At 60.2% G+C, this 20,346-nt stretch carries 29 protein-coding genes; 10 read left to right on the plus strand and 19 right to left on the minus strand.

The window, feature by feature from the left end:
* Positions 1 to 57: 57 nt before the first annotated feature.
* Positions 58 to 1,158 (minus strand): 3,4-dihydroxy-2-butanone-4-phosphate synthase, encoded by a 1,101-nt coding sequence (gene ribB, locus EN993_RS03740; protein ID WP_109662220.1) that lies wholly within the window; start codon positions 1,156 to 1,158, stop codon positions 58 to 60.
* 108 nt (positions 1,159 to 1,266) lie between these two features.
* On the minus strand, positions 1,267 to 2,376 hold the full coding sequence (gene aroC, locus EN993_RS03745) for a chorismate synthase (protein WP_127262403.1): 1,110 nt from the start codon (positions 2,374 to 2,376) through the stop codon (positions 1,267 to 1,269).
* Positions 2,377 to 2,554: 178 nt separating this feature from the next.
* Here aroC and EN993_RS03750 point away from each other — a divergent pair, with 178 nt between their 5' ends.
* Positions 2,555 to 2,815, plus strand: a complete 261-nt coding sequence (locus EN993_RS03750) for a DUF1344 domain-containing protein (RefSeq protein ID WP_109662215.1) — start codon at positions 2,555 to 2,557, stop codon at positions 2,813 to 2,815.
* Positions 2,816 to 2,890: 75 nt separating this feature from the next.
* On the opposite strand, the gene EN993_RS03755 is transcribed toward EN993_RS03750, so the two are convergent.
* The 4 genes from EN993_RS03755 to EN993_RS03770 form a co-directional block, all read right to left on the minus strand.
* Entirely contained in the window at positions 2,891 to 3,478 is a 588-nt protein-coding gene (locus EN993_RS03755) for a histidine phosphatase family protein (RefSeq protein WP_127262404.1), read from the minus strand.
* Positions 3,479 to 3,525: 47 nt separating this feature from the next.
* Positions 3,526 to 4,344, minus strand: coding sequence for an enoyl-ACP reductase FabI (gene fabI, locus EN993_RS03760; protein WP_109662211.1), 819 nt, complete (start codon positions 4,342 to 4,344; stop codon positions 3,526 to 3,528).
* A 106-nt stretch (positions 4,345 to 4,450) separates the two neighbouring features.
* The gene (locus EN993_RS03765; protein ID WP_126068385.1) at positions 4,451 to 5,380 is read right to left on the minus strand and encodes a J domain-containing protein; all 930 of its coding nucleotides are present in this window, start codon (positions 5,378 to 5,380) and stop codon (positions 4,451 to 4,453) included.
* A gap of 255 nt (positions 5,381 to 5,635) precedes the next feature.
* The gene (locus EN993_RS03770; RefSeq protein ID WP_109662207.1) at positions 5,636 to 6,097 is read right to left on the minus strand and encodes an RT0821/Lpp0805 family surface protein; all 462 of its coding nucleotides are present in this window, start codon (positions 6,095 to 6,097) and stop codon (positions 5,636 to 5,638) included.
* 41 nt (positions 6,098 to 6,138) lie between these two features.
* Between EN993_RS03770 and pdxH the strand changes: the two genes are divergently transcribed.
* Positions 6,139 to 6,756, plus strand: coding sequence for a pyridoxamine 5'-phosphate oxidase (gene pdxH / locus EN993_RS03775; protein ID WP_109662205.1), 618 nt, complete (start codon positions 6,139 to 6,141; stop codon positions 6,754 to 6,756).
* 9 nt (positions 6,757 to 6,765) lie between these two features.
* Here pdxH and EN993_RS03780 read toward each other — a convergent pair whose 3' ends face one another.
* The 7 genes from EN993_RS03780 to EN993_RS03810 form a co-directional block, all read right to left on the minus strand.
* Complete coding sequence (locus EN993_RS03780; protein ID WP_127262405.1) at positions 6,766 to 7,518, minus strand: crotonase/enoyl-CoA hydratase family protein; 753 nt, start codon at positions 7,516 to 7,518, stop codon at positions 6,766 to 6,768.
* Positions 7,519 to 7,537: 19 nt separating this feature from the next.
* Entirely contained in the window at positions 7,538 to 9,307 is a 1,770-nt protein-coding gene (locus tag EN993_RS03785) for an acyl-CoA dehydrogenase (RefSeq protein WP_127262406.1), read from the minus strand.
* 242 nt (positions 9,308 to 9,549) lie between these two features.
* Positions 9,550 to 9,981 carry a hypothetical protein gene (locus tag EN993_RS03790; RefSeq protein WP_127262407.1) on the minus strand — a complete coding sequence of 144 codons (432 nt, stop codon included), beginning with the start codon at positions 9,979 to 9,981 and terminating at the stop codon, positions 9,550 to 9,552.
* A gap of 351 nt (positions 9,982 to 10,332) precedes the next feature.
* Positions 10,333 to 10,950: a hypothetical protein gene (locus tag EN993_RS03795; protein WP_127262408.1), complete on the minus strand. Its 618-nt coding sequence runs from the start codon at positions 10,948 to 10,950 to the stop codon at positions 10,333 to 10,335.
* Positions 10,951 to 10,988: 38 nt separating this feature from the next.
* Positions 10,989 to 11,384, minus strand: coding sequence for a hypothetical protein (locus EN993_RS03800; protein ID WP_127262409.1), 396 nt, complete (start codon positions 11,382 to 11,384; stop codon positions 10,989 to 10,991).
* Positions 11,385 to 11,387: 3 nt separating this feature from the next.
* Positions 11,388 to 12,710 carry a phage terminase large subunit gene (locus EN993_RS03805; RefSeq protein WP_127262410.1) on the minus strand — a complete coding sequence of 441 codons (1,323 nt, stop codon included), beginning with the start codon at positions 12,708 to 12,710 and terminating at the stop codon, positions 11,388 to 11,390.
* 46 nt (positions 12,711 to 12,756) lie between these two features.
* The gene (locus EN993_RS03810; protein ID WP_127262411.1) at positions 12,757 to 13,392 is read right to left on the minus strand and encodes a hypothetical protein; all 636 of its coding nucleotides are present in this window, start codon (positions 13,390 to 13,392) and stop codon (positions 12,757 to 12,759) included.
* Between the two features lie 346 nt (positions 13,393 to 13,738).
* Between EN993_RS03810 and EN993_RS03815 the strand changes: the two genes are divergently transcribed.
* The 7 genes from EN993_RS03815 to EN993_RS03840 all read left to right on the plus strand — a co-directional run bounded on the left by EN993_RS03815 (position 13,739) and on the right by EN993_RS03840 (position 15,850).
* Positions 13,739 to 13,927: a hypothetical protein gene (locus tag EN993_RS03815; protein WP_127262412.1), complete on the plus strand. Its 189-nt coding sequence runs from the start codon at positions 13,739 to 13,741 to the stop codon at positions 13,925 to 13,927.
* A 100-nt stretch (positions 13,928 to 14,027) separates the two neighbouring features.
* Positions 14,028 to 14,267 carry a hypothetical protein gene (locus EN993_RS03820; RefSeq protein ID WP_127262413.1) on the plus strand — a complete coding sequence of 80 codons (240 nt, stop codon included), beginning with the start codon at positions 14,028 to 14,030 and terminating at the stop codon, positions 14,265 to 14,267.
* Between the two features lie 63 nt (positions 14,268 to 14,330).
* Complete coding sequence (locus EN993_RS03825; protein ID WP_127262414.1) at positions 14,331 to 14,762, plus strand: hypothetical protein; 432 nt, start codon at positions 14,331 to 14,333, stop codon at positions 14,760 to 14,762.
* Positions 14,759 to 14,941, plus strand: coding sequence for a hypothetical protein (locus tag EN993_RS03830; RefSeq protein ID WP_127262415.1), 183 nt, complete (start codon positions 14,759 to 14,761; stop codon positions 14,939 to 14,941). The genes EN993_RS03825 and EN993_RS03830 overlap by 4 nt, the downstream gene beginning before the upstream one ends.
* 3 nt (positions 14,942 to 14,944) lie before the next feature.
* The gene (locus EN993_RS03835; RefSeq protein ID WP_127262416.1) at positions 14,945 to 15,394 is read left to right on the plus strand and encodes a hypothetical protein; all 450 of its coding nucleotides are present in this window, start codon (positions 14,945 to 14,947) and stop codon (positions 15,392 to 15,394) included.
* Between the two features lie 124 nt (positions 15,395 to 15,518).
* A complete protein-coding gene (locus tag EN993_RS38300; RefSeq protein WP_281040301.1) occupies positions 15,519 to 15,653 on the plus strand; it encodes a hypothetical protein in 135 nt (44 codons plus the stop codon).
* Positions 15,650 to 15,850 (plus strand): hypothetical protein, encoded by a 201-nt coding sequence (locus tag EN993_RS03840; protein ID WP_127262417.1) that lies wholly within the window; start codon positions 15,650 to 15,652, stop codon positions 15,848 to 15,850. Before EN993_RS38300 ends, EN993_RS03840 begins: the two co-directional genes overlap by 4 nt.
* 106 nt (positions 15,851 to 15,956) lie before the next feature.
* On the opposite strand, the gene EN993_RS03845 is transcribed toward EN993_RS03840, so the two are convergent.
* A complete protein-coding gene (locus EN993_RS03845) occupies positions 15,957 to 16,502 on the minus strand; it encodes a hypothetical protein (RefSeq protein WP_127262418.1) in 546 nt (181 codons plus the stop codon).
* 12 nt (positions 16,503 to 16,514) lie between these two features.
* Positions 16,515 to 17,033: a hypothetical protein gene (locus tag EN993_RS03850; protein ID WP_127262419.1), complete on the minus strand. Its 519-nt coding sequence runs from the start codon at positions 17,031 to 17,033 to the stop codon at positions 16,515 to 16,517.
* 219 nt (positions 17,034 to 17,252) lie between these two features.
* Between EN993_RS03850 and EN993_RS03855 the strand changes: the two genes are divergently transcribed.
* On the plus strand, positions 17,253 to 17,837 hold the full coding sequence (locus EN993_RS03855) for a hypothetical protein (RefSeq protein ID WP_127262420.1): 585 nt from the start codon (positions 17,253 to 17,255) through the stop codon (positions 17,835 to 17,837).
* Positions 17,838 to 17,960: 123 nt separating this feature from the next.
* Here EN993_RS03855 and EN993_RS03860 read toward each other — a convergent pair whose 3' ends face one another.
* The 4 genes from EN993_RS03860 to EN993_RS03875 all read right to left on the minus strand — a co-directional run bounded on the left by EN993_RS03860 (position 17,961) and on the right by EN993_RS03875 (position 20,230).
* Positions 17,961 to 19,097, minus strand: a complete 1,137-nt coding sequence (locus EN993_RS03860) for a hypothetical protein (protein WP_127262421.1) — start codon at positions 19,095 to 19,097, stop codon at positions 17,961 to 17,963.
* Positions 19,094 to 19,390, minus strand: coding sequence for a hypothetical protein (locus EN993_RS03865; RefSeq protein WP_127262422.1), 297 nt, complete (start codon positions 19,388 to 19,390; stop codon positions 19,094 to 19,096). Before EN993_RS03865 ends, EN993_RS03860 begins: the two co-directional genes overlap by 4 nt.
* A gap of 91 nt (positions 19,391 to 19,481) precedes the next feature.
* A complete protein-coding gene (locus EN993_RS03870) occupies positions 19,482 to 20,030 on the minus strand; it encodes a hypothetical protein (protein ID WP_127262423.1) in 549 nt (182 codons plus the stop codon).
* Complete coding sequence (locus tag EN993_RS03875; protein WP_127262424.1) at positions 20,027 to 20,230, minus strand: hypothetical protein; 204 nt, start codon at positions 20,228 to 20,230, stop codon at positions 20,027 to 20,029. Before EN993_RS03875 ends, EN993_RS03870 begins: the two co-directional genes overlap by 4 nt.
* Positions 20,231 to 20,346: the final 116 nt, after the last annotated feature.

Consider the following 20,346-nt stretch of genomic DNA (forward strand, 5'->3'; position numbering starts at 1 on the left):
TAGCCAGGGTATGTTGAGGCCCAGGTCAGGCTGGCCTTACCTGAATATCGACATACCCTAGAGAATCTCGGTCTTGGCGATATGGATGCCAAAACCTTCCAGGCCGACATAGTGGCGTTCGCGCGAGGCGATCAGATTGATCGAGGAGATGCCGAGATCCTTGAGGATCTGCGCGCCGAGCCCGATCTCGCGCCACTCGTTTTCGCGGCGGCGGGCCTCTTCGTGATCCTCGCGGTCGCCGCTCGCCGGCCGTTTGCGCTCCTGATGGGCGACGCCGACGGAGCCTTCTCTGAGATAGACGATGACGCCGCGCCTGCGCTCGCCCATCGACTTCATGATGCCGTCGAGCCGGTGGCTGGTGCCAAAGACATCGGTCACCACATCCTCGGAATGCAGACGCACCGGCACGTCCTCGCCGTCGCGAATGTCGCCGAAGACGATGGCGACGTGATGCATGGAGTCCCAGGGCAGCGTGTAGGTGAAGACCTGCGCCTTGCCGCCGAGCGTGTCGATTTCGGAGCAGGCGACGCGCTCGACCAGCGTTTCCTTGCGTTGCCGGTAGGCGATGAGGTCGGCCACAGAAACCTGCTTCAGGCCATGCTCTTCGGCGAAAGCCTGCACCTGCGGACCGCGCTTGACCGTGCCGTCGTCGTTGACCAGCTCGGAAATGACGCCGACCGGCGGCAGGCCGGCGAGCTTGCACAAATCGACCGCGGCCTCGGTATGGCCAGAGCGCATCAGCACGCCGCCCTCGCGCGCAATCAGCGGGAAGATGTGGCCAGGCCGGACGAAATCCGAACCGCCGACATTGCCGTTGGCAAGATTGCGAACGGTCAGTGTGCGGTCCTCGGCCGAAATGCCGGTGGTGGTGCCATGCTTGAAATCGACGCTAACGGTGAAGGCGGTGGTATGCGCGGAGTCGTTGTCGGCGACCATCGGCGCAAGGTTCAGCCGCTTGGCCTCCTCGCGCGGCATCGGCGTGCAGACGATGCCGGAGGTGTGGCGAACGATGAACGCCATCTTTTCGGGCGTGCAGTGGACGGCAGCGACGATCAGGTCGCCCTCGTTCTCGCGCCCGTCATCATCCATGACGACGACGATCTCGCCGCGTTCGAAAGCGCGCAGGGCTTCGACGATTTTCTTCTGGTCGTAAGGCATGAACGCTCGCTTCGCTCGCAGGGCAGTAGGGGAATAGGGCAGTAAGGCAGTAGGGAAAAGGAAGATTTGGCTGTTTCGGCGGACGGCGTAACATACTGCCTTACTGCCTTACTGCCCTACTCCCTTTCCTGTTTGCCCCCTATGACGCAGATAGTGATCAGCAATCGCGCAGGCAACCATCGCTTCGCCGATCGGCACGGCGCGGATGCCGACGCATGGGTCGTGGCGGCCCTTGGTCATGATCTCGACGTCCTTGCCGTCCTTGTCGATCGACTTTCGCGGCGTCAGGATCGACGAGGTCGGCTTGACGGCGAAACGGGCGACGATTGCCTGGCCGGTCGAGATGCCGCCCAGGATGCCGCCGGCATTGTTGGACAGGAACACCGGCTTGCCGTCATTGCCCATGCGCATCTCGTCGGCATTCTGCTCGCCGGTGATGCGGGCGGCCTCGAAGCCGTTGCCGATCTCGACGCCCTTGACGGCATTGATCGACATCAGGCCCGACGCGATGTCCTGGTCGAGCTTGGCATATATCGGTGCGCCGAGACCGGCCGGAACACCGTCGGCGACGATTTCGATCACCGCACCGACCGAGGATCCCGCCTTGCGGATGCTGTCGAGATACTGCGTGAAAACGGGAACGGAAGCCGGATCGGGGGTGAAGAACGGATTTTCCGCGTCGCCGATGAAATTCCAGTTCCAGTTGGCGCGGTCGATGGATTTTTCGCCCATCGACACCAGCGCGCCGCGCACCACAACGCCGGGCACCACCTTGCGCGCCAGGGCACCGGCTGCCACTCTAGCTGCCGTCTCGCGGGCCGAGGAGCGGCCGCCGCCGCGATAATCGCGGACGCCGTATTTGACGTCATAGGTGTAATCGGCATGGCCGGGCCGGTATTGGCGGGCGATCTCGCCATAATCCTTCGAGCGCTGGTCGACATTCTCGATCAGCATCGACACCGGCGTGCCGGTGGTGATCATCGTCTCGCCATCCTCATCGAGTATAAAACCGGACAGGATCTTGACCTCGTCAGGTTCGCGACGCTGCGTCACGAAACGTGACTGTCCCGGCCGGCGCTTGTCGAGTTCGGCCTGGATTTCTCGCTGAGTGAAGCGGATGCCGGGCGGACAGCCGTCGACCACGCAGCCAAGCGACGGGCCATGGCTTTCGCCCCAGGTGGTGACGCGGAAAAGGTGGCCGAACGTGTTGTGAGACATGAAATGACCCTGCCCGGCAGCGGAGCCGGCTCAAGGCTGCCTTCTATTGGCGTTTTTCACAGGGGTCAAACTGTGATCTGGCGGATTTAGTTTTGACACATTCGGTTGGTTTCTGCTCTGCTCCATCCGCCGTTGAACGCCCGCCGCTATGCCGGTGCAATGATAAAGAGGAACGATTATGCGTACCCTGATTGGCGCCGTTGCCGCCACACTGCTGCTTTCCACCGCCGCTTTCGCCGGCCAGACCGAAGGCCTGATCAAGAAGATCGACAAGGACACGGCGACGCTGACGCTGGATGACGGCAAGTCCTACAAGCTGAACGCCGAGACCGATCTCGACGCGCTGAAGCCGGGCATGGACATCGTCATCGCCTACGATGTGACCAATGGCGAAAACGTCGTCACCGACATGGAACTGCCGGACAGCTCAGCCAATTAGAGCTTCCAGCCTCAATTGAATGCAGTGCTTGCGGTCAGTTTTCGCTGAGCCGCTCTGATCAATTGTCTCTACGGTCTAGAGCCACTCCAGACTCTTGCCCTCGAGCTTGAGCAAGCGATCCTGCGGTATCTCCAGGTTCGCTGCCTCGTCCTCGGCCAATCCCAGAACGAAGCGAAACAAGGTGCGCATGACGCCGCCATGGGTCACGCAGATCGTCTGGCGTTCGATCGCGTCGAAGCATGGCCTCACCCGTTCGAGCAGCATCTGGTAACTCTCGGCGCCTTCGCCGGGCGGCTGAAAGTTCCATTTGTCCAGCGCTCGCGTCCTGCTCGCTCCGGGATACCGTGTCTCGAGTTCGGGGAAGGTAAATCCCTGCCAATCGCCGAAATTGACTTCGACGAGGCGCGGATCGGTTCGATAGGCGCCCGGATCGAGCTTCATGGCGACGCGAATGCGCTGCATCGTTTCGCGCGTCCGTTTCATCGGGCTGGCGACGAAGTCGAATTCCCAGGGATTGTGGACCAGCTCGGCCAGCCGAAGCCCGTTTCCGGACGCCTGTTCGCGGCCGAGAGCGTTGAGATCGGTGTCGGCCTGCCCCTGAAGCCGGAATTCGGCGTTCCACGCGGTCTGGCCGTGGCGCGCGATATAAACCAGCGGGTACATCAGGTCTTCCGGTGCGGGATCGGGACGGATGACGTTTGGCGGGGGTGTTAGTCCTTGACCGTCGAAATATCAGGCGCGTCGACCGCCTTCATGCCGACGACGTGGTAGCCCGAATCGACGTGATGCACTTCGCCGGTGACGCCGCGCGACAGGTCGGACAGGAAATAGACGCCCGAATCGCCGACTTCCTCCTGCGTCACCGTCTGCTTCAGCGGCGAATTGTACTCGTTCCACTTCAGGATGTAGCGGAAATCGCCGATGCCGGAAGCGGCCAGCGTCTTGATCGGGCCAGCCGAGATGGCGTTGACGCGGATCTTCTTGGCGCCGAGGTCGACCGCCAGATAGCGCACGCTGGCCTCGAGCGCCGCCTTGGCGACACCCATGACGTTGTAGTGCGGCATTACCTTTTCGGCGCCGTAATAGGTCAGCGTCAGCAACGAGCCGCCATTGGTCATCAGCGCCTCGGCGCGCTTGGCAATGGTGGTGAAGGAATAGACCGAAATGTCCATGGTGCGCAGGAAATTGTCGCGCGTCGTCTCGACATAGCGGCCGGTCAGCTCGTCCTTGTCGGAGAAGGCAATGGCGTGGACGAGGAAATCAAGCTTGCCCCAGTGGCTGGCGACATTGGCGAAAACCTCGTCCAGGCTCGCCGGGTCGGTGACGTCGCAATGGCCGGCAACAAAGGCGCCCAGTTCCGCCGCCAGCGGCTCGACGCGCTTCTTGAACGCCTCGCCCTGATAGGTCAGCGCGATCTCGGCACCATGGTCGACGCACGACTTGGCGATGCCATAGGCGATCGATCTGTTGTTGGCGACACCAAGAATAAGGCCGCGCTTGCCGGCCATTAGGCCCTGTCCACCCGCCATGTGAGCGCTCTCCGCAAGATTTCTGCTTTGTGGAGTGCCCTATCGCACAGGCACAGAGCCCCTTCAAGCGTTCAAACCGGACAGTTCGGGGGACAAAAGCCGTCGATCAGTCTTTTTGGCCGCGCAACAGCGCTTCGAGCGCGCTATCGCCGCCTTCCGGCAGCATGATCCGCACATGGGCGTAGAGATCGCCGTGGCCGCCGGCCTTTTCCGGCAGGCCCCTGCCCTTCAGCCGCAGGACCTTGTCCGAGCTCGACCAGGCCGGAATGTTGACTGCAAGCCTGCCGGTCGGCGTATCGACCGGCACCTTGGCGCCGAGCACCGCATCCGCCAGCGCCACCGGCAGATCGGCGTGCAGGTCGCGGCCCTCGATGCGGTAGCGCGGATGGCGGCGAAGATGGATCTTGACCAGCGCGTCGCCCGGCTGGCCCGGCCCTTGCTCGCCCTGACCCTTCAGCCGGATGGTCTGGCCATCCTCGACATAGGCCGGCAGCTTGACCGCCACCTTGCGACCGTCGGGGAACATCGCCGTCACCTTTTCGGCGGTCGCCGCTTCCTCGATGGTGACGTCGAGCGTCACGTTCAGATCGGCTGATGTCGCCGGCTGGCGGCGGTCGCCCGCGCCTGGCCCGCGCGCGCCCGAAAAGGCATCGCCGAAAATCTGGCTGAAGATGTCGCTGTTGCCGTCGAACGGATCGCCGCCGGGACGCCCTGAGCGGAATTCGAATCGCGAACCGCCCGGACCTTGCTGCCGGCGGAACCCGCCGAAGGGATCGCCGCCACCGGCTGCGCCCTCAAAGCCCTGGAATCGCGGCTTGCCGTCGGCGTCGATCTCGCCGCGATCGAAAGCGGCACGATTCTTCTCGTCGCCGACGATCTCGTAGGCCTGGTTGGCCGCGGCAAAACGGTCCTTCGCCTTGGGATCATTCGGATTTTGGTCCGGATGATGCTTCTTGGCGAGTTTCCGGTATGCCGATTTTATGTCCTTGGCCGATGCGTTCTTGGCAACGCCCAGCACCTCATAGGGGTCGCGCATGCTTACTGCCCTGGAGAAGAGTTGAGTCTCTGGTTGCCTCCTATATGCGCTCGCATAGGAAGAAATTCCAGTGCTGGAGCAGCATATCAAAGGCGGAAAATCAGCGCCTGATCCGAAAGTCGGCGGCTGAGGATTGGTGAGGGATTTTTGTCGAGCCGGAAGAAGCCGATCGCAGCCGGGATGTCGGCAAGGTTGGCGACGTACTCGGCGGCGAAAGGACCCGCCGAGCCGACCCGATCGACTTTCGGATCAGGCTCAGAGCGCCTTGAAGTCCTGCATGCGCCAGCCGCCGGCGCTGGCCAAGCACAGCTCGCCTTCGAACATGGCAACGCCATCAAAGCTTTCGCGCGAGGCCTTGAAGCGACGGCATGTCTGGCCGTTGTCCTTCAATTCCGCCAGCCCGGTGATGGAGCCGCGTGACCCCGTACCGGCATTGGCCCACGGCACGGCCTGTCCGCCGAGTTGCTCGATGTCGGCCGAGGACACGGCGTTGCCGATCGTCGTCTGGTCGGAGTCGCGATCCGAACTGGCCGGTGTCGCCGAGACCGATGTGCTGCTGGTCAGGATCGAGCGGTCGACTTCGGCCTTTTCCAGGCTGAAGCCACCGGCGCCGCAGGCGGCAAGCGGCAAGGCGACTGCCACGATCACGGCTTTCGTGCTGGCCGAAGCGATAACGCCCCATTGCCTGCTGTCAAAAGCTTGCGCGATACGCGACAATCTGCAACCTCCCCTGCTCCCGTGACAATTTGAGAAAAACTATGAGTGACACAGAGTTAACAAGCAGTGACTTTACCGAGGCAGCCGAGCCGTTTCGTCTCTTTGCCGCATGGCTGGACGACGCCACGAAAAGCGAGCCGAACGACCCCAACGGCGTGGCGCTGGCGACCGTCGATGCCGACGGCATGCCGGATGTGCGTATGGTGTTGCTCAAGGGCTTCGATGAAGGCGGGTTTGTCTTCTACACGAATTTCGAGAGCGCCAAGGGCCAGGAGATTCTTGGCAGCATGAAGGCGGCGATGTGCTTCCATTGGAAATCGCTGCGCCGGCAAGTGCGCATTCGCGGCCCGGTGGAGATCGTCAGCGACGCCGAAGCCGATGCCTACTATGCGACGCGGCCGCGCGGCAGCCGCATCGGCGCCTGGGCCTCGAAACAGTCGCGCCCGCTGGAAAGCCGCTTTGCGCTGGAAAAGGCGGTGGCCGAATACACCGCACGCCACGCGATCGGCGAGATCCCGCGGCCAAAGCACTGGTCGGGCTTCCGCATCGTGCCGCAGACGATCGAATTCTGGCACGACAGGCCGTTCCGACTGCATGACCGTGTCGTCTTTTCCCGCGATGCGAAAGGCGGCTGGGACAAGACGAGGCTTTATCCCTGAAGGAAAGGCTCAGGCCTTTTTTCTCGTCATGAACGCCGTGAGTGCTGCGCGCGCCTCATCGGATTTCAGCCGCTCACGGAAATGCTCGCTTTCCTCGCCGATGCGGGCGACGAGGTCGTCGCGCGAGCCGCGCATCAGGTCGCGGGCGATCTTCAGCGCTTGCGGCGGCTTGGCCGCGATCTGGCCGGCCGCCGCCAAGACCGAGGCTTCAAGCGCTGCTTCCTCGACCACCTCGTAGATCAAGCCGGCAGCCTTCGCGCGCTCGGCCGATAAGCCCTCGCCGAGACCGAGCAGCGCGAAAGCAGCTTGCTGTCCCAGGATCCGCGGCGCCAGAAGGCTCGATCCCGCCTCGGGCACCAGGCCGAGATCGACGAACGGCGTCCTGAAGACGGTGCGCTGTGTGGCGAAAGTCAGGTCGCAATGCAGGTTGAGCGTCGTGCCGATGCCGACCGCGATGCCATCGACGCCGGACACGATGGGTTTTTCGACCCTGGCCAGCGCCATCAGGAAATCCCAGACCTCGGTGCCGCCATCGCCGCCGGTGGCGACGATCATGAAATCGGCAAGGTCGTTGCCGGAGGAGAAGGCGCCGGGCACGCCAAGGAACACATGGACGCGGATCGCAGGATCGGCGTCGCCCTCGGCAAGAGCAGCCGACATTTTCGCATACATGGCGCGCGTCAGCGCGTTCTTCTTGTCCGGCCGGTTAATACGGATGATCTGGATGGCGCCGTGGCGCTCGACGAGGATGTGGTCTGTCACGGTCTTTTCCTTGTGAACGTCAGGCGGAAATCAGCGTTTTGCCGGCAACGGCAAGACTCTCGGCGCCATCGACAACGCGCTCCTTCAAGGCACTGACCTCGCCGAGCAGGTTTTCGGCGAAGAAGCGGCAAAGCGCGATGCGGTTGTGATCGGCAAGCGCGCCCTGCGCCAGATAGGCGCCGCCGGCGGCAAGCGAGATCAGCCTGAGATAGGGCGTCGCACCCGCCAGCGCCTCGTCTGGCCGGCCGTCGGCCGCCAGTTTCTGCAGGAAACGGGTCGCTTGCGTCAGATCGCCAAACACTGCGTCGAGAGCATCGGCAGTACGGCCGAAACCCTCGAGATTCGATGTCCGTACGGCATTGGCGACCACAGCAAGTTCGGCGATATAGCCATGCACATGGTCGCCGCCGCCGAGCGGCAGCTTGCGCATCACCAGATCGACCGCCTGGATGCCGTTGGTGCCTTCGTAGATCGGCGCGATGCGCGCGTCGCGATAGAAGGCGGCCGCGCCCGTCTCTTCGATAAAGCCCATGCCGCCATGCACCTGGACCCCGAGCGAAGCAACGTCGACACCGACGTCGGTCGAGAAAGCCTTGGCCAGCGGCGTCAGCAGATTGGCACGGTCGCGCCAGTGCGCCGCCTCATCGCCGTCCGAGACGCGCGCCAGGTCGATGGCGTGGGCACAAGAATAGCTGATCGCCCGCGCGATCTGCGTCAGCGCCTTCATGGTCAGGAGATTGCGCTGCACGTCGGGGTGATGGACGATGGGCGCCATGCCGGCACCAGCGTAGCTTGCCGCCTTGCCTTGCCGGCGCTCATTGGCATAGGCGATTGCCTTCTGCGTCGCGGCCTCGGCGACCGCGACCCCCTGCATGCCGACACAAAGCCGCGCATTGTTCATCATCGTGAACATGCAGGCGAGGCCCTTGTTCTCCTCGCCGATCAGCCAGCCGACGGCGCCCGGCTTGGCGCCCTGGAAACCATCGCCATAGATCATGGTGCAGGTCGGCGAGGCATGGATGCCGAGCTTGTGCTCGAGGCCGGAACAGAAGACGTCGTTGCGCGCCCCCAGCGAGCCATCGTCGCCGACCAGGAATTTCGGCACCAGGAACAGCGAGATGCCGCGCGTGCCGACAGGTGCATCGGGCAGCCGCGCCAGAACCAGGTGGATGATGTTGTCGGTAAAATCGTGCTCGCCATAGGTGATGAAGATTTTCTGGCCGAAGATGCGGTAGCTGCCGTCACCAGCCGGCTCGGCGCGGGCGCGCAAGGCGGCGAGGTCCGAACCGGCCTGCGGCTCGGTCAGGTTCATCGTGCCCATCCATTCGCCCGACACGAGCTTTTCGAGATATTTCGCCTTGAGGTTTTCGGAGGCGTGTTTGTCGAGCGCTTCGACCGCGCCCATGGTCAGCGTCGGGCCGATGCCGAAGGCCATGGCGGCGGAGTTCCACATTTCGAGCGCGGCAACGCCAAGCATGGTCGGCAGGGCCTGGCCGCCATAGGCTTCAGGCCCGGACAGCGCGTTCCAGCCGCCGTCGATCCAGCGGCGATAGAGTTCCTTCCAGCCGGGCGGTGTGGTGACGGCGGCGTCCTTCAGCACGGCGCCTTGCTGATCGCCGATCTTGTAGAACGGTGCGACCTCTTCGGTGGCGAAGCGGCCGGCCTCGCCCAGAACGGCATCGACCAGATCCTCACCTAGATCGCCGAACCTGCCGGCATCAAGCGCCGACTTCATGCCGGCCACGTGCTTGAGCGTGAACGCGATATCCTCGACCGGTGCCCGATACATGCCGCTCACTCCTCCTGATGCATCGGCCCCGCCGACTCTAGAGCCAGCGCCACTGCAAAACCATCCGCCCTTTGGGCGATCTCCCATCTTCTTTTTACGTAAACATCGACTGAACACAAACTATGCTGCAAAAGCAATTACATACCGAAATGCCGCAAGGTCGATCTACACAATCCATCCACAAAGAAAAAGGGCGCCCGATTGCTCGAACGCCCTTTGATCAACCGTGCAAACGTAGACTGTCAAGCAGGGCGAACGCGGCCCGCGCGATCATCTGCTTTTTTCGTTTGTATGCTGGCTGTGGCCTTATTCCGGCCGAGCGCGACATGATGCGCGATCACCTCTTTGCGGCTGGCCGTCGGATTGGCATTCGCATAGGCTTGAATGTGACCGCACACACCCATCTCGACATCGGCGACGACAGGGGCGACAGGCTTGCCCTTGCCCTTCGGCGCGGGCTTCGTCTTCGCGACGGTATCGGCGACCATGGCCTTGATCGTGGCGGCCTTGGCGGCGGCGGTAGGTTGGGCTTTCTCTCGAATCTCGTATTGGTCGACGCCATCGACACGCGTGCCGTAAAGCTCACGAGTGCCGGCGGCGTACAGGCCAGCTTTGACGGCTTCGCGAAGGGCTGCGACGGCGGCTTTCTTGTCGGTGAAAATGGTGTTGGTCATTTGATGTGCTCCGTTGTCGGCGCCGCACAATCGCGGCGTGCAGGAACACGTATCTACGGTTGCAATGCCGGTGGCACCGCCAATCGGAGCGCGAAGCCAAAATATCCGGCAAGCGTCGGCTGGTGCTCGTAATCGTCAAGCATCGAAGCGAACTCGCAAACCTCCTGGTCGTGCTCGTCGGCATCGAACGTGAGGGGGAACGATGTCAGCGCAATGCCGCGCTCACGTGTTGCTGTGCGCGTCGCCTTGGTGTTCGCGCGACGGCCAGCACGTCGGCACGCATAGCGGCAGTAGGTCTTGGAGGATGTCGCGGATATCGGCGCGCCGCATTGCCGACACGATGCCATGGCGTCACTCGAATGTGCCGTTGAACCGGGTCGCACCAACCGTGCGGCCGTCACCTGGCGAACGCCAACCCTTGCCGATGCGCTGCCACACTTTGAAGCCTTCCTTGCCGAGCCGCTTATAGTTCGTGTCGAGCTTCACGGCTGGGATGCGCTCACGCCAATGCGGATCGGTCAAATCGTTGTAGTGCTCGGCAATCAAGGTATCGGCTGCGATCTTGGCTTCTGCCCTGACCTGCTTCGCCGCATTGCGCGCTTGCTTGATCGCCTGCCGCTCAGCGCGGCTCTTGGCGTTCTTGATCGCCAGTCGAAAGGCGCGCCGTTCCTCAAAGGCCAGCATGTGGTCGAGATCATCGTCCTGGTAATCGTAGATCGTCGCAAGCGCCAACATGAGGAGAGGCTGGTTCGAGCGATGCTTGCCGGCGCGATTGAGGCCAGCCGCAACGCGTTCGGCGTCCTCGCGCTCGCCTCGTTCCCATTTCGAGATCACCACGCGAGCAAGGTTCTGTTGAACGCGTTTCGTCTCGTCAGCGTGCCAAGGACGCCAGGACGATACCTGTTCGCGACGGTCGGTGAGCGGATTGATCTGGTTAATCCAGGCGCCCATTGCTTCCCAAACCCTCATGTAACCCTCCAAGAATGCGCGCATCGGCGCGATTTGCGTTAGCGGTCTAGCGCCCAGCCCGTGATATCTTCGATTGAAAGGCGTTTGCGCTTCGGCCGTTTGGACGGATTCTTCGGCACGTGGCGTCCCATTGCGCGAAGCTGATCTTCGAATTCGGCGATCTCTTCGGCCGGCGTTTTGCCGCCATGTCGTGCAAACTCATCCGTGCCCACGTCTTCAAGTGGTGCCATCGCCGCGACTTCATCCGCAATCACCCGGCCAATGACTGGCGGCGGTGGCGTTGGAATAAACCGAAGCTCGTCGGTCACGCTGGTATCGATCACCATGCCAGGATCGCAGACGATTATCCGAATCTCGGGACCGTCGTCGCCGTTGATCCGCTCGATGTCAGGTAGGGGATTGCCGTCGATATCGCTGAAAATGAACCGTGCCATTGCTCACCACCCCGGAATGCGCATGACGCCAACACCGTCGTTTGCCTCGACTAGGTCGCGGCCCATGACCGCATAGCGGATCGAGTCCCAACAGTGGTCGTGACCTTTGCGGACCTGCTGCAATCGCTTGCCAGTCACGCGGTCGATCTTCCATTTGTAATGCTTGGTCTCGTCAATCGTCTCAGTGCACTCTGGATGAATGTACTGGGCCGCATAACCGCCGATCTCGCGAACGCCTTCAACCACCGACTTGCCGACAACGTTCTTGCGGGTGCGATTGATCGAGTAACCCTTATTGTTGAGGCCGTCGGTCGTACGCGGCTCCGAGTTGTCGGAGATCACGTCATCGTCCTTGCTGTCGAGCACGGCGTTGAGCAGGTCGGCAATGCCGTCAACATCCTCGCCGTAACCGACTGCCTCTTTCTCGACGTAGATCAGGCCGTATCGCGGGTTGAGCCATGTCTTGGTTGCGACCGTCGGATCGTCAACATAGCCAAGGTCGAGGCCGTAATGGCATGTTGCGCCCTCCAGGTACTGACGAGGCACGATCCCGACCTTGAACTTAGTATAGACGCGCTCGCCTTTGAAGACATCATATCCGCCACCGTACACGTGGGCATGCAATTGAGGGTCTTCGGCGAGCAGGCGATGGTATTCTTTAGCGGCTGGTGACGTCGCGAAGGTCGCCGAATCTTCGTGTTGCAGATGAACCTTGAGCAGGTCTTGCGGTGGGTTATCGCCGCGATAGTACTTGTCGCAAGCGTCTTCCGGATCGAGCGGATTCCACGACGAGATAAGTTCAGCGCCACGCCTGCGAAGTGCGCGGACAACTTCCATGAAATCTTTGTAGGAGACGTTCCGCGCTTCATCGAGCCAGAACACATCGACGCCTTGGGTACCGCGCATGGTTTCTTCGGCGTCGGATTCGAGGCCCTTGAAGAAGGCGAGCGAGCCGTTTTCTTTGTGGATGATCTCGTTGTGCAGGACGTCAAACCGGTCCTGCAAACCAAGCATGCGGATCGCGTCCTTGAGCGATTGCATGGACGAGTGGCGCAGCGAGACCAGGCGCTTACGCAAGCAGACGACACGGGTATATGCCGCCTCCATGCGGGCAATGATGTAGAGAGCGATTGTGGTCGTCTTCTCAGTGACGCGACCGCCATAGACGGCTTTATGCGTGAAGCCGGGGCGGAAGACCTGCATTGCCTTTCGTGACAGCACCAGCTTCCCATTCCACGAGCCTTCGGCGACGGTCTGCCGAAGCGTTCGAAGCTGGCGATTGGTTGCGGCATCGCTGACGAGCAGGTTCCATCCGGCCACATTCATCGCATCACCGTGCTAACGTCGTTACCTGGCATTGACGTTCGCACGGTCATACAATTTTACCGCTCGGCGGCCTGACGATGCCTTCGCCGGCCTTCTCCGCTGATCGCTTCGCGCCTGCCTGTTCCAGCTTCAGACCATTGACCTTTGCCCCGAGCAGGCCGAGCAGCGTGGTCACAAAATCCTTATCGCACTCGCCATTGGCATAAGCCTTCATGACGGTATCGATTGCGTCAGTCGGGGCGAGTTCGGTCAAGGCCTTTGCCTCTGCCGCTGAGCCGATGGTGTTCGGAACGCTGTGCGGGCCGACGGCGCGCTTCATCATTTCGCTGGCGATATCGAGCCGGTCAGCGAGCTTCGCCTCTGGCGACAGCAACACCTGTTCCATCACCTCGAAAGCCTGCTTGAGCAACGAAGCAGCGCGACCGCGAGCGTACTTCTTGGCCTGCCCGACGGTCATGGCGCTGTTAGCTGCGCCGGCCTCTTTCAGGAAATGCTGGTGGCGCTTCAACTGGAACTCGGTGCGCGCCTTTTCCTCGGCTTCATGCTTCGCCTTGCGAGCGAGGTAAACCTCTTCCTCGGATGGGTTGTGCCAGATGACGGCGCGCTTGAACTCCAGCTGTTTGTCGGTCAGTTCGGCGAGTGGCGCGTAGCGTGCGACGTTGGGATCGGCGGGAAAAGACATGTTCGGCTCCTGCGTTTCGTCAATACATGCGGCGGATCACACAATAAATCAACAGTATTCGAGAGCAACGTGAAGATTCTATTAGTGGCACATTATTGTTTTCGCGTACGTTGATCAAATCGCCGGAACGCCTAGACAACGTTTTGGTTTCGCCAAGGACAAGTGGCGCCTCACATGACTACGAATTCAACCGCGCGCTCGCGCTCCAGTTTCACCAATCCCGGCGACGGGATGCACGCCCTGGTGGTGTGCGGCGCCGCGTTAATTGACATGCAAACCATGCCTTGTCCGCATGGTGTCGGGCCCTCGCGGCGCCCTTGCTTCAACACCATGGAAGGACAAGCACATGGTCAAGATCGTTTCGTTTCCCGCCAAGCCGAAGAAGGTCGTCTCATTGTTCGAGGCGGCGCCAATCCCTGCCGACGTGATCGTGGCAATGGGATTGCAATCCGGCTTGGTGATGTACGGCGGTCGTTTCCACGCAACGAAGCTGGGCAAAGACGAGGTTCGCCCTCTCCTGCGCCACGCCGATTAACCGCATCGGCGCTCGGAGGAAACCCCTTTCACCGGACGAGCGCAGATCACCCGGCGACGGTTCACAAGGCGTCGTCGGGACGAATTGAAGGAATGAACCAATGAAGCTGACAGACGCCGAAGTCGCAGCCGAAATCGACCGCGTGTTCACGAAGGCACGTCGCGGCGAATTCGATCCGATCCCCGGCGCCAAGTCGGCTGACGTGATCAAGGCAAACGCCATCGCCATGCAGATGGAACTCGATGCAGCATTGCGCGAGCGTCCTTACGATCCGACGGAGAAGTTTGACGGCAACGCCTATGCGAAGGCCGCTCGCGAAGACATGAAGTTCAACCGGTAAATGCCGACAATGTGGCTACTCAAGGGGTTCGCAACAACGGAATCGATCGATCAAGAGCGGTGCATGTTCGTGCGCCGGTCGATCCCGATCACCAAGACGTTGCCGCCATTGTGTGTGAGCCATCGTGACGGCATCCGCGCACCGCTCGAACTCGCCGGTCGCGTTCTTAAGCTGGAATGGCGCGAGAAAAATCTTTGGGCGGAAGTCGCGGTCGAGGACAAGCACAAGGACGTGAAGGGGTTCAGCGTCGGGTGCCAGCTCAAAGAATTCGAGACGGTGCGAGCATTCGAGAATTCGTACTCGAAGGTTCTTCTTGCTGAACTGACCGAGCTCTCAATCACGAACAACATGGCGAACCTGGAAGCGCTGGTCGTATCGCGTGAACCATACGTTGCCACAGGGCAGGACGACGGCATGGCCGCGTACCTGGCACGCAAGGCGGCGCGTGATGTCCAAATGGCCTTCTGGCTGAACGAGCTCCGAGGCGGCCAATGAACCTGACCAAGCACGCAATGGAACGTAATCCGGCACGGCCTGCCGACGAGCACATGTCGACCATGCCTATTTGGAATCGCTCCATGAATGCGATGCCTGAGGTGTTGCCGCTGGATCAGGCGACGTTGGACGCCGCGATGCCCACAATCCCTGATCCAAAACCCAACACAAAGGAATAACCAATGCTTTCGTCCGAACTCCGCGATCTTATCAAAGGCTGGCCGGCAGACGCCATCGCTCGCGGCGCTAAGATCCCTGTCAAGGTCGCCGAAGATTTCCTCTCCGACAAGGTCTACCCGAACGCGGTCGATATGGCGAAGATCACCGCATGGGCAGAACTTCATACGCGCTATGGCGCGACCGGCGGCGTGTTCTTCGACAAGTACATGGGCGTGCAGCCAATGCCTCCCATGACCGTGCCGGTGCATCTCGGCGAATATGGCCAGAAGTACGAAGAGGCTGGCGTGCAGGACGGTACTTCGCTGGCGGTCGTCGACCCGGAAAAGACGCTGGTCAACATCGCGAGGGATGCGGCGCGCCACAATGCCATCACCGGTGTCGATATCAAGATCAGCGAAGAGAAGGTCTTGGCAGGCAAGCAGCTTTTTCGACGCGAAGACAAGGCTGCGTGATCCATGGCGGACAAATCCGAGACAATCGATCCGAAGGCCAAGGCCGACCTCAGCCGGCCACACCGATGCCGAAGCGCGCTCGATCCTGTCGCTGCGGCGCCGGGCGTTGAAAGGAGCTTGATCCATGGCGCGTCCGCAGGGCGATGAATATTTCTCGAATTGCGTGCCGGAGGCGATGGCCGAACTGGGCGATGCCCACGCTGATCTGTGTGCTGCGGACACCGGAGTACCCTTCCGTCACGGAGGTGAAGACGCATGAAACGCGCTCACTTGGACATGATCGAACGAGAGCAGGAATTAGAGATGAAACGCGCTCTGGATCGCATCCAGCGCGCCGAGCCGTCACGCGCCGACCTCGCCCGCCGCGCAACGCTCAAGGCAAAGCAGCCGCTCGAGCAGTCGAACGTGAGCGGTGCGCGCTTTTTCAGATCGTTCGAGAAAGGGTCGCTTAAATGACCTGCAAACCGAGCCGCGCATATGTCGGAGATTTGGCGCAGCCTTTGGTCGCGAACCGTGCAGCCGGCGACGGTTCACGCGCTGATGGGGATCGTACCGGTCTCACCTAAGCAGAAGGCGAGACGCCTTTTGCTTTTGCGTCAGAAACGAAAGGGAACTCCGCGCCGTTGAATGCCCACCAGTAACGATTGAGGCTTTGCCACCAAGTCACCTTAATGCGTTTTGACTTATCGCTGCCTAGGCTTTCGGCGGCAGCGTTGTAGGCGATCGCATCCATGGCCCGCATTGGAGGCGGCTCCTCCGCATAAAGACGATTAAGAGTCGCCTCCCATGTTCTCACTTTTAACGGGGTCGGCTTTTCGACCTCCGCGATATCCGCCGTCAATTCGTAAAAGCGGCGTTGCAGAAACTCATGAGTTCGCGCCCTTCCTCCAAAATCGAACACCAGCTGCAACAATCCTGCCATAGTAGCCGCAAACGCCAAAGCGGCAGGCGACGCTAAGTTCCTCTCAAAGTCGGCCACAGCCCCTGCGCCAGCCGCCACAACAATCAAGCTCATCATGCGGTTGAGCAGATCGTAGTAATTTCGGCGCGCAGTGTGATAGATCGCGTTCCTAAGTGCGTCAAAATTGATCTTGGACGGTTCGCGCATCGTATTTGGCCATCAGTTTGGAGGCGGCTTAATTCCCGGCCCCGCCATTCTTATGTAGATCTTGTGCCCAGCCGGTGCAAATATGAGAGGCTTGATGCTCTCGTATCCGAGCTTGTCGGTTATCGCTCCAAGCGCATCAACGACGCCTGCTTTGTAGGCGTCGAAATTGTCAGGTTTTAGAACGGCGCGAAAACCAGACGCCTCATTCGGTGACACTTCGATATACGAAATTTGTCCAGCCTTGGCGTCTACCAATGCGCCGGGTTGCCCCTCAAGCGTCACTTGGTACTCCCCCGGCGGCACCCTGTATTGCCTTACAAGCGGAAAGCCGGGCGCATTCCATTCAAACTTATCGAGAGAATTGCCCTTGGCGTCGGTGGCGGAAATGGAGAGTTCTTGGAGCGGATTTTGGACGTAGATTGCTATGCCGCTCTGATTGGGCGGTACAGTGATCCAACTTTCCAAGTCCCCTGCCATAGATGGAAATGCTGCCGATGTTGTCGCAAGAAAAATCAATGCCGCGCGCAACATCGGTTCCCCCGCTCGATGAAGTGAAGTGGGATAATGACATACCTATAAGTCGATTGCTATCCGCGCTCTTTTGACTTGCGCAAGCTTGCGATTTCATCCTTTTGAGGCTGCTTCGGCTTGGTCTCTGCTGTCCCGATGCGGCTTCGGTGGTTCAGCCTACGTGCGTTGCAGTCGTTCGTTTGAACTTGGCTTCGTTGCGACTCTTTGGGAGATTCAGGCATGGCCAACCCTTGGGACCCGTTCGAATTTCCGCTGGTGGGCACTCGGGACGAGTCAATCCTTTTCGAAGCCCTTGGTCGCGCCGTGAGCAGATGGGAATCTGTCGAGTGGCGACTGGCGACAATGTACAGCCTTTTCGCCTATGATCCTACTTGGACAAAGATGAGAGAATATGGCGCTGGCACAATATTCCGTAAGCGGTTGGATTCTCTCGGGCGAATAGCAGATGCTTGGTTCGCCAAATTTCCAAATCAGGCTGCGGAGGGCGCATTTCAAAGTATCGTAACTACGGCAAGTGGCTTCTCAAATCGTAGAAACGAATTTGCACATGGTATAGTGAGGGACCTACGCGATTACGTGTATTTCCACACCAAATTGCGCTTGGCCAGCGTGACTGTACCTCAATTCGTGGTGGTCCCTCCATTGCACTCCCGCAGAGGGAAAGACGGCGATTTCGCACTTCCTGCTTTTGGCTACTCAAGCCTGGAGCTTGACAGCATCTACAATAAATTATTGCGTTTTGAGGATGAAATAGATCTCTTTAGTGGCCGCCTTTGGCCGGACCAATGGCCGTCGCACCGATAGCCATAAGAATCTGCCAAACCACATCACGCGGCACCTACAGCGTGACCATCGCTGCGGCAATGTCGGGTATTATCGTCGGCGTGCGACACCTTCCAAGACCGGTGATGTCGGTTGACCGCGGTTTCAGATGTTCTCCAATTTGCGCGGCGTGAGGGCGAACGCTTCACCGTGTTCACGTCGATCCTTAGGAGACGTCTTGCGACCGCGCAGCGCTGCGGCCCATGTCAGTTCGACGTAGCCGACATATTTCTCCCGATAGAGGCCATTACGGTGCATGACCTCGATGTAGTGGTTGATGTTCGATGTCTTCTGCGCCATTGCGGACGCAATCGTCATGTCCACTTTGTTGGCATCATATGGCAGCTTGTCGGCGCGGCCATTCTCAGGGAACTTGGCGGTGAGCACGTCCAGCGCGGCCTCGCGGTAAGCGATGGCGGCAGGCTCGTTGACCTCGCGCTCAAGCGGGAACAGAAAGCACAGGCGCGGATCGGTCTTTGACCAGGATTTCATGGCGCGGACCTGTTCAATTACCTGCTCAAGCTCGCCGTCGGCAGGCGGTAGGTCGAGACCTTCAAGCAGGTCGCGATTGATGGTTCCACCAGCCGCCACGTGCTCGTCAAAGATGTAGTTGACGAGTTCGGTAACGTCGGCAATCGGCACGTCCTTTACCGCGTCCATGGTCATGGCGAAGAAGCGCTGTTGCCAGTAAATCTCGATGGCACCGAGCAGCCCTTGGTGCACAGCGCGCAGACGTTCGCACGGGGTTGCGATCACCCCGAACATGTGGAACCCTTTGCCGCCCATGGACCGCGCTGTCAGCGTCGGAAATTTCAACGCCGTGACAGCGACGGTATGGGCGCGGGAGCCGGGCTCCAGCTTATAAAGATCGATATCGATACCGACGATTTGGTGCTGCGGGGTGAACGCGAAGCCGAGCGCCTCGAACCGGCTTGGCTGATCTCTGCAAAGCTTGGCCGCGTTTCGGATCGGCATGTGATTTGCCGGATTATTGACATCAACGGCATATCCATATTGGTTCAACGGAACCTTGGCGACCTTGCCTTCCTTGCCAGCGCGAAAGTTGCACGGCACCCACGACACCGTGTGAAACAGCGGGTCCCAATTCGCGCTGATACCATCGTTCGTGAACGCGGCACGAGCGCGCTCACGATAGGGATTGAGGGCGATATCCTCCGCCGCTCGCGTCGCTTCATACGCGGCAACGGCCTGCTGTGCGAGGGCGTGAGGATCGTTGGTCATTTTGCGGCGCCGGCTCGATGCATGCTGACGTGGATGCACATGCGTTGAAGAATTGCCGCCTGTACCTTCATGCCATCGTCCAGGTCAGGCATGAGCGCGTCGATATCATCGAAGAGCTGCTCGGGGTTGTCGATACAATCGCCTTCTTCGCACCCAGCGAGGATCATCCGGACCGTTCGACCAACCTTCCACTGGGCGAGGTCGCAATCGGCCTGTTCTTGGGTGACAGTGACGGGTGGCATCGAGTTAAAAATCATGGCGAGGTTCTGCGTCTGCGTTGCGGGCAGTGTCATCTGGCAAAATTTCCTTTGCATTCAACATGTTATGGGGGCCGCTATTGTTATGCGAAAGACGTTCACGCGGTAAGGGGCGACCTGTGAGAATTCAACGGTCGTGCAACGCCAAAGCGAACGCCTGAGCGTGTTCCTCGGTCTGCTGTTCGGCTGTCGCGTCGGCAATCGCTTTCGCCTGCCAATAGGCGCTGTTCTCTTCCTCGACCGTGCCGGGTGCGTGAAGCTTGATCGCATCCGGTTTCACGGACTTGTACGCCTGCACGATTGAAGTGCGGCCCACCGTGAGAATGTCGACCTCATACGGCCTACCATACATCTGAACGGTGTTGGTTACCTGGAGCACCTCGACTGCGTGGCAGAGCATTTCGAAGCGTTGCCACTCGTCGTTCTTCACGTTCGGGTTCGGATCGTTGAGTCGGAAGATTTCATCGATGGTGAACCCGCCGAAGCGCCCCTTGCCGAAGACCATCGAACGGAACACGCAATAGGGGAAGGTGTCGCCTGTCTCGCGGCGCAGTTCGGAATGAATGATGGCGACTCGGTGGGTGCCGGTTGGCAGGCGTCGGTCGTGCGGATCGTGCCATGCCGGCAGCGGCTGCGGGAATGGATGGCCAGATAGGGTTTTGAAAAGGTTGGTCATGCACCGCATTCCTTCTCGATGGCTTCACGGTAATTGTGAGCGACAAATCCGAGCCATTGGTATGCCTCGGAGGCATTCCAGCCGTTAAGCCGGATCACGGTGCGAACCATTGACGCCATCAGCTTGTGAGAATCGACGTTCGGCTGATCCTTTACGATCTCATGCGTAATGGTGCGAAGGTTATCTGGTGTGAGGTTCATACTATATCCTTACTAGTTATTTGATCCGGTTAAATAACTCTGACATCGCCTGAAACAACGTCGTTCGTAGCTATTGACAAATATATTCGAATGCGCGTAACAATGTCAATATCAAA

Source organism: Mesorhizobium sp. M7D.F.Ca.US.004.01.2.1 (assembly GCF_003997785.1).
In the GTDB taxonomy this organism is placed as follows: domain Bacteria; phylum Pseudomonadota; class Alphaproteobacteria; order Rhizobiales; family Rhizobiaceae; genus Mesorhizobium; species Mesorhizobium loti.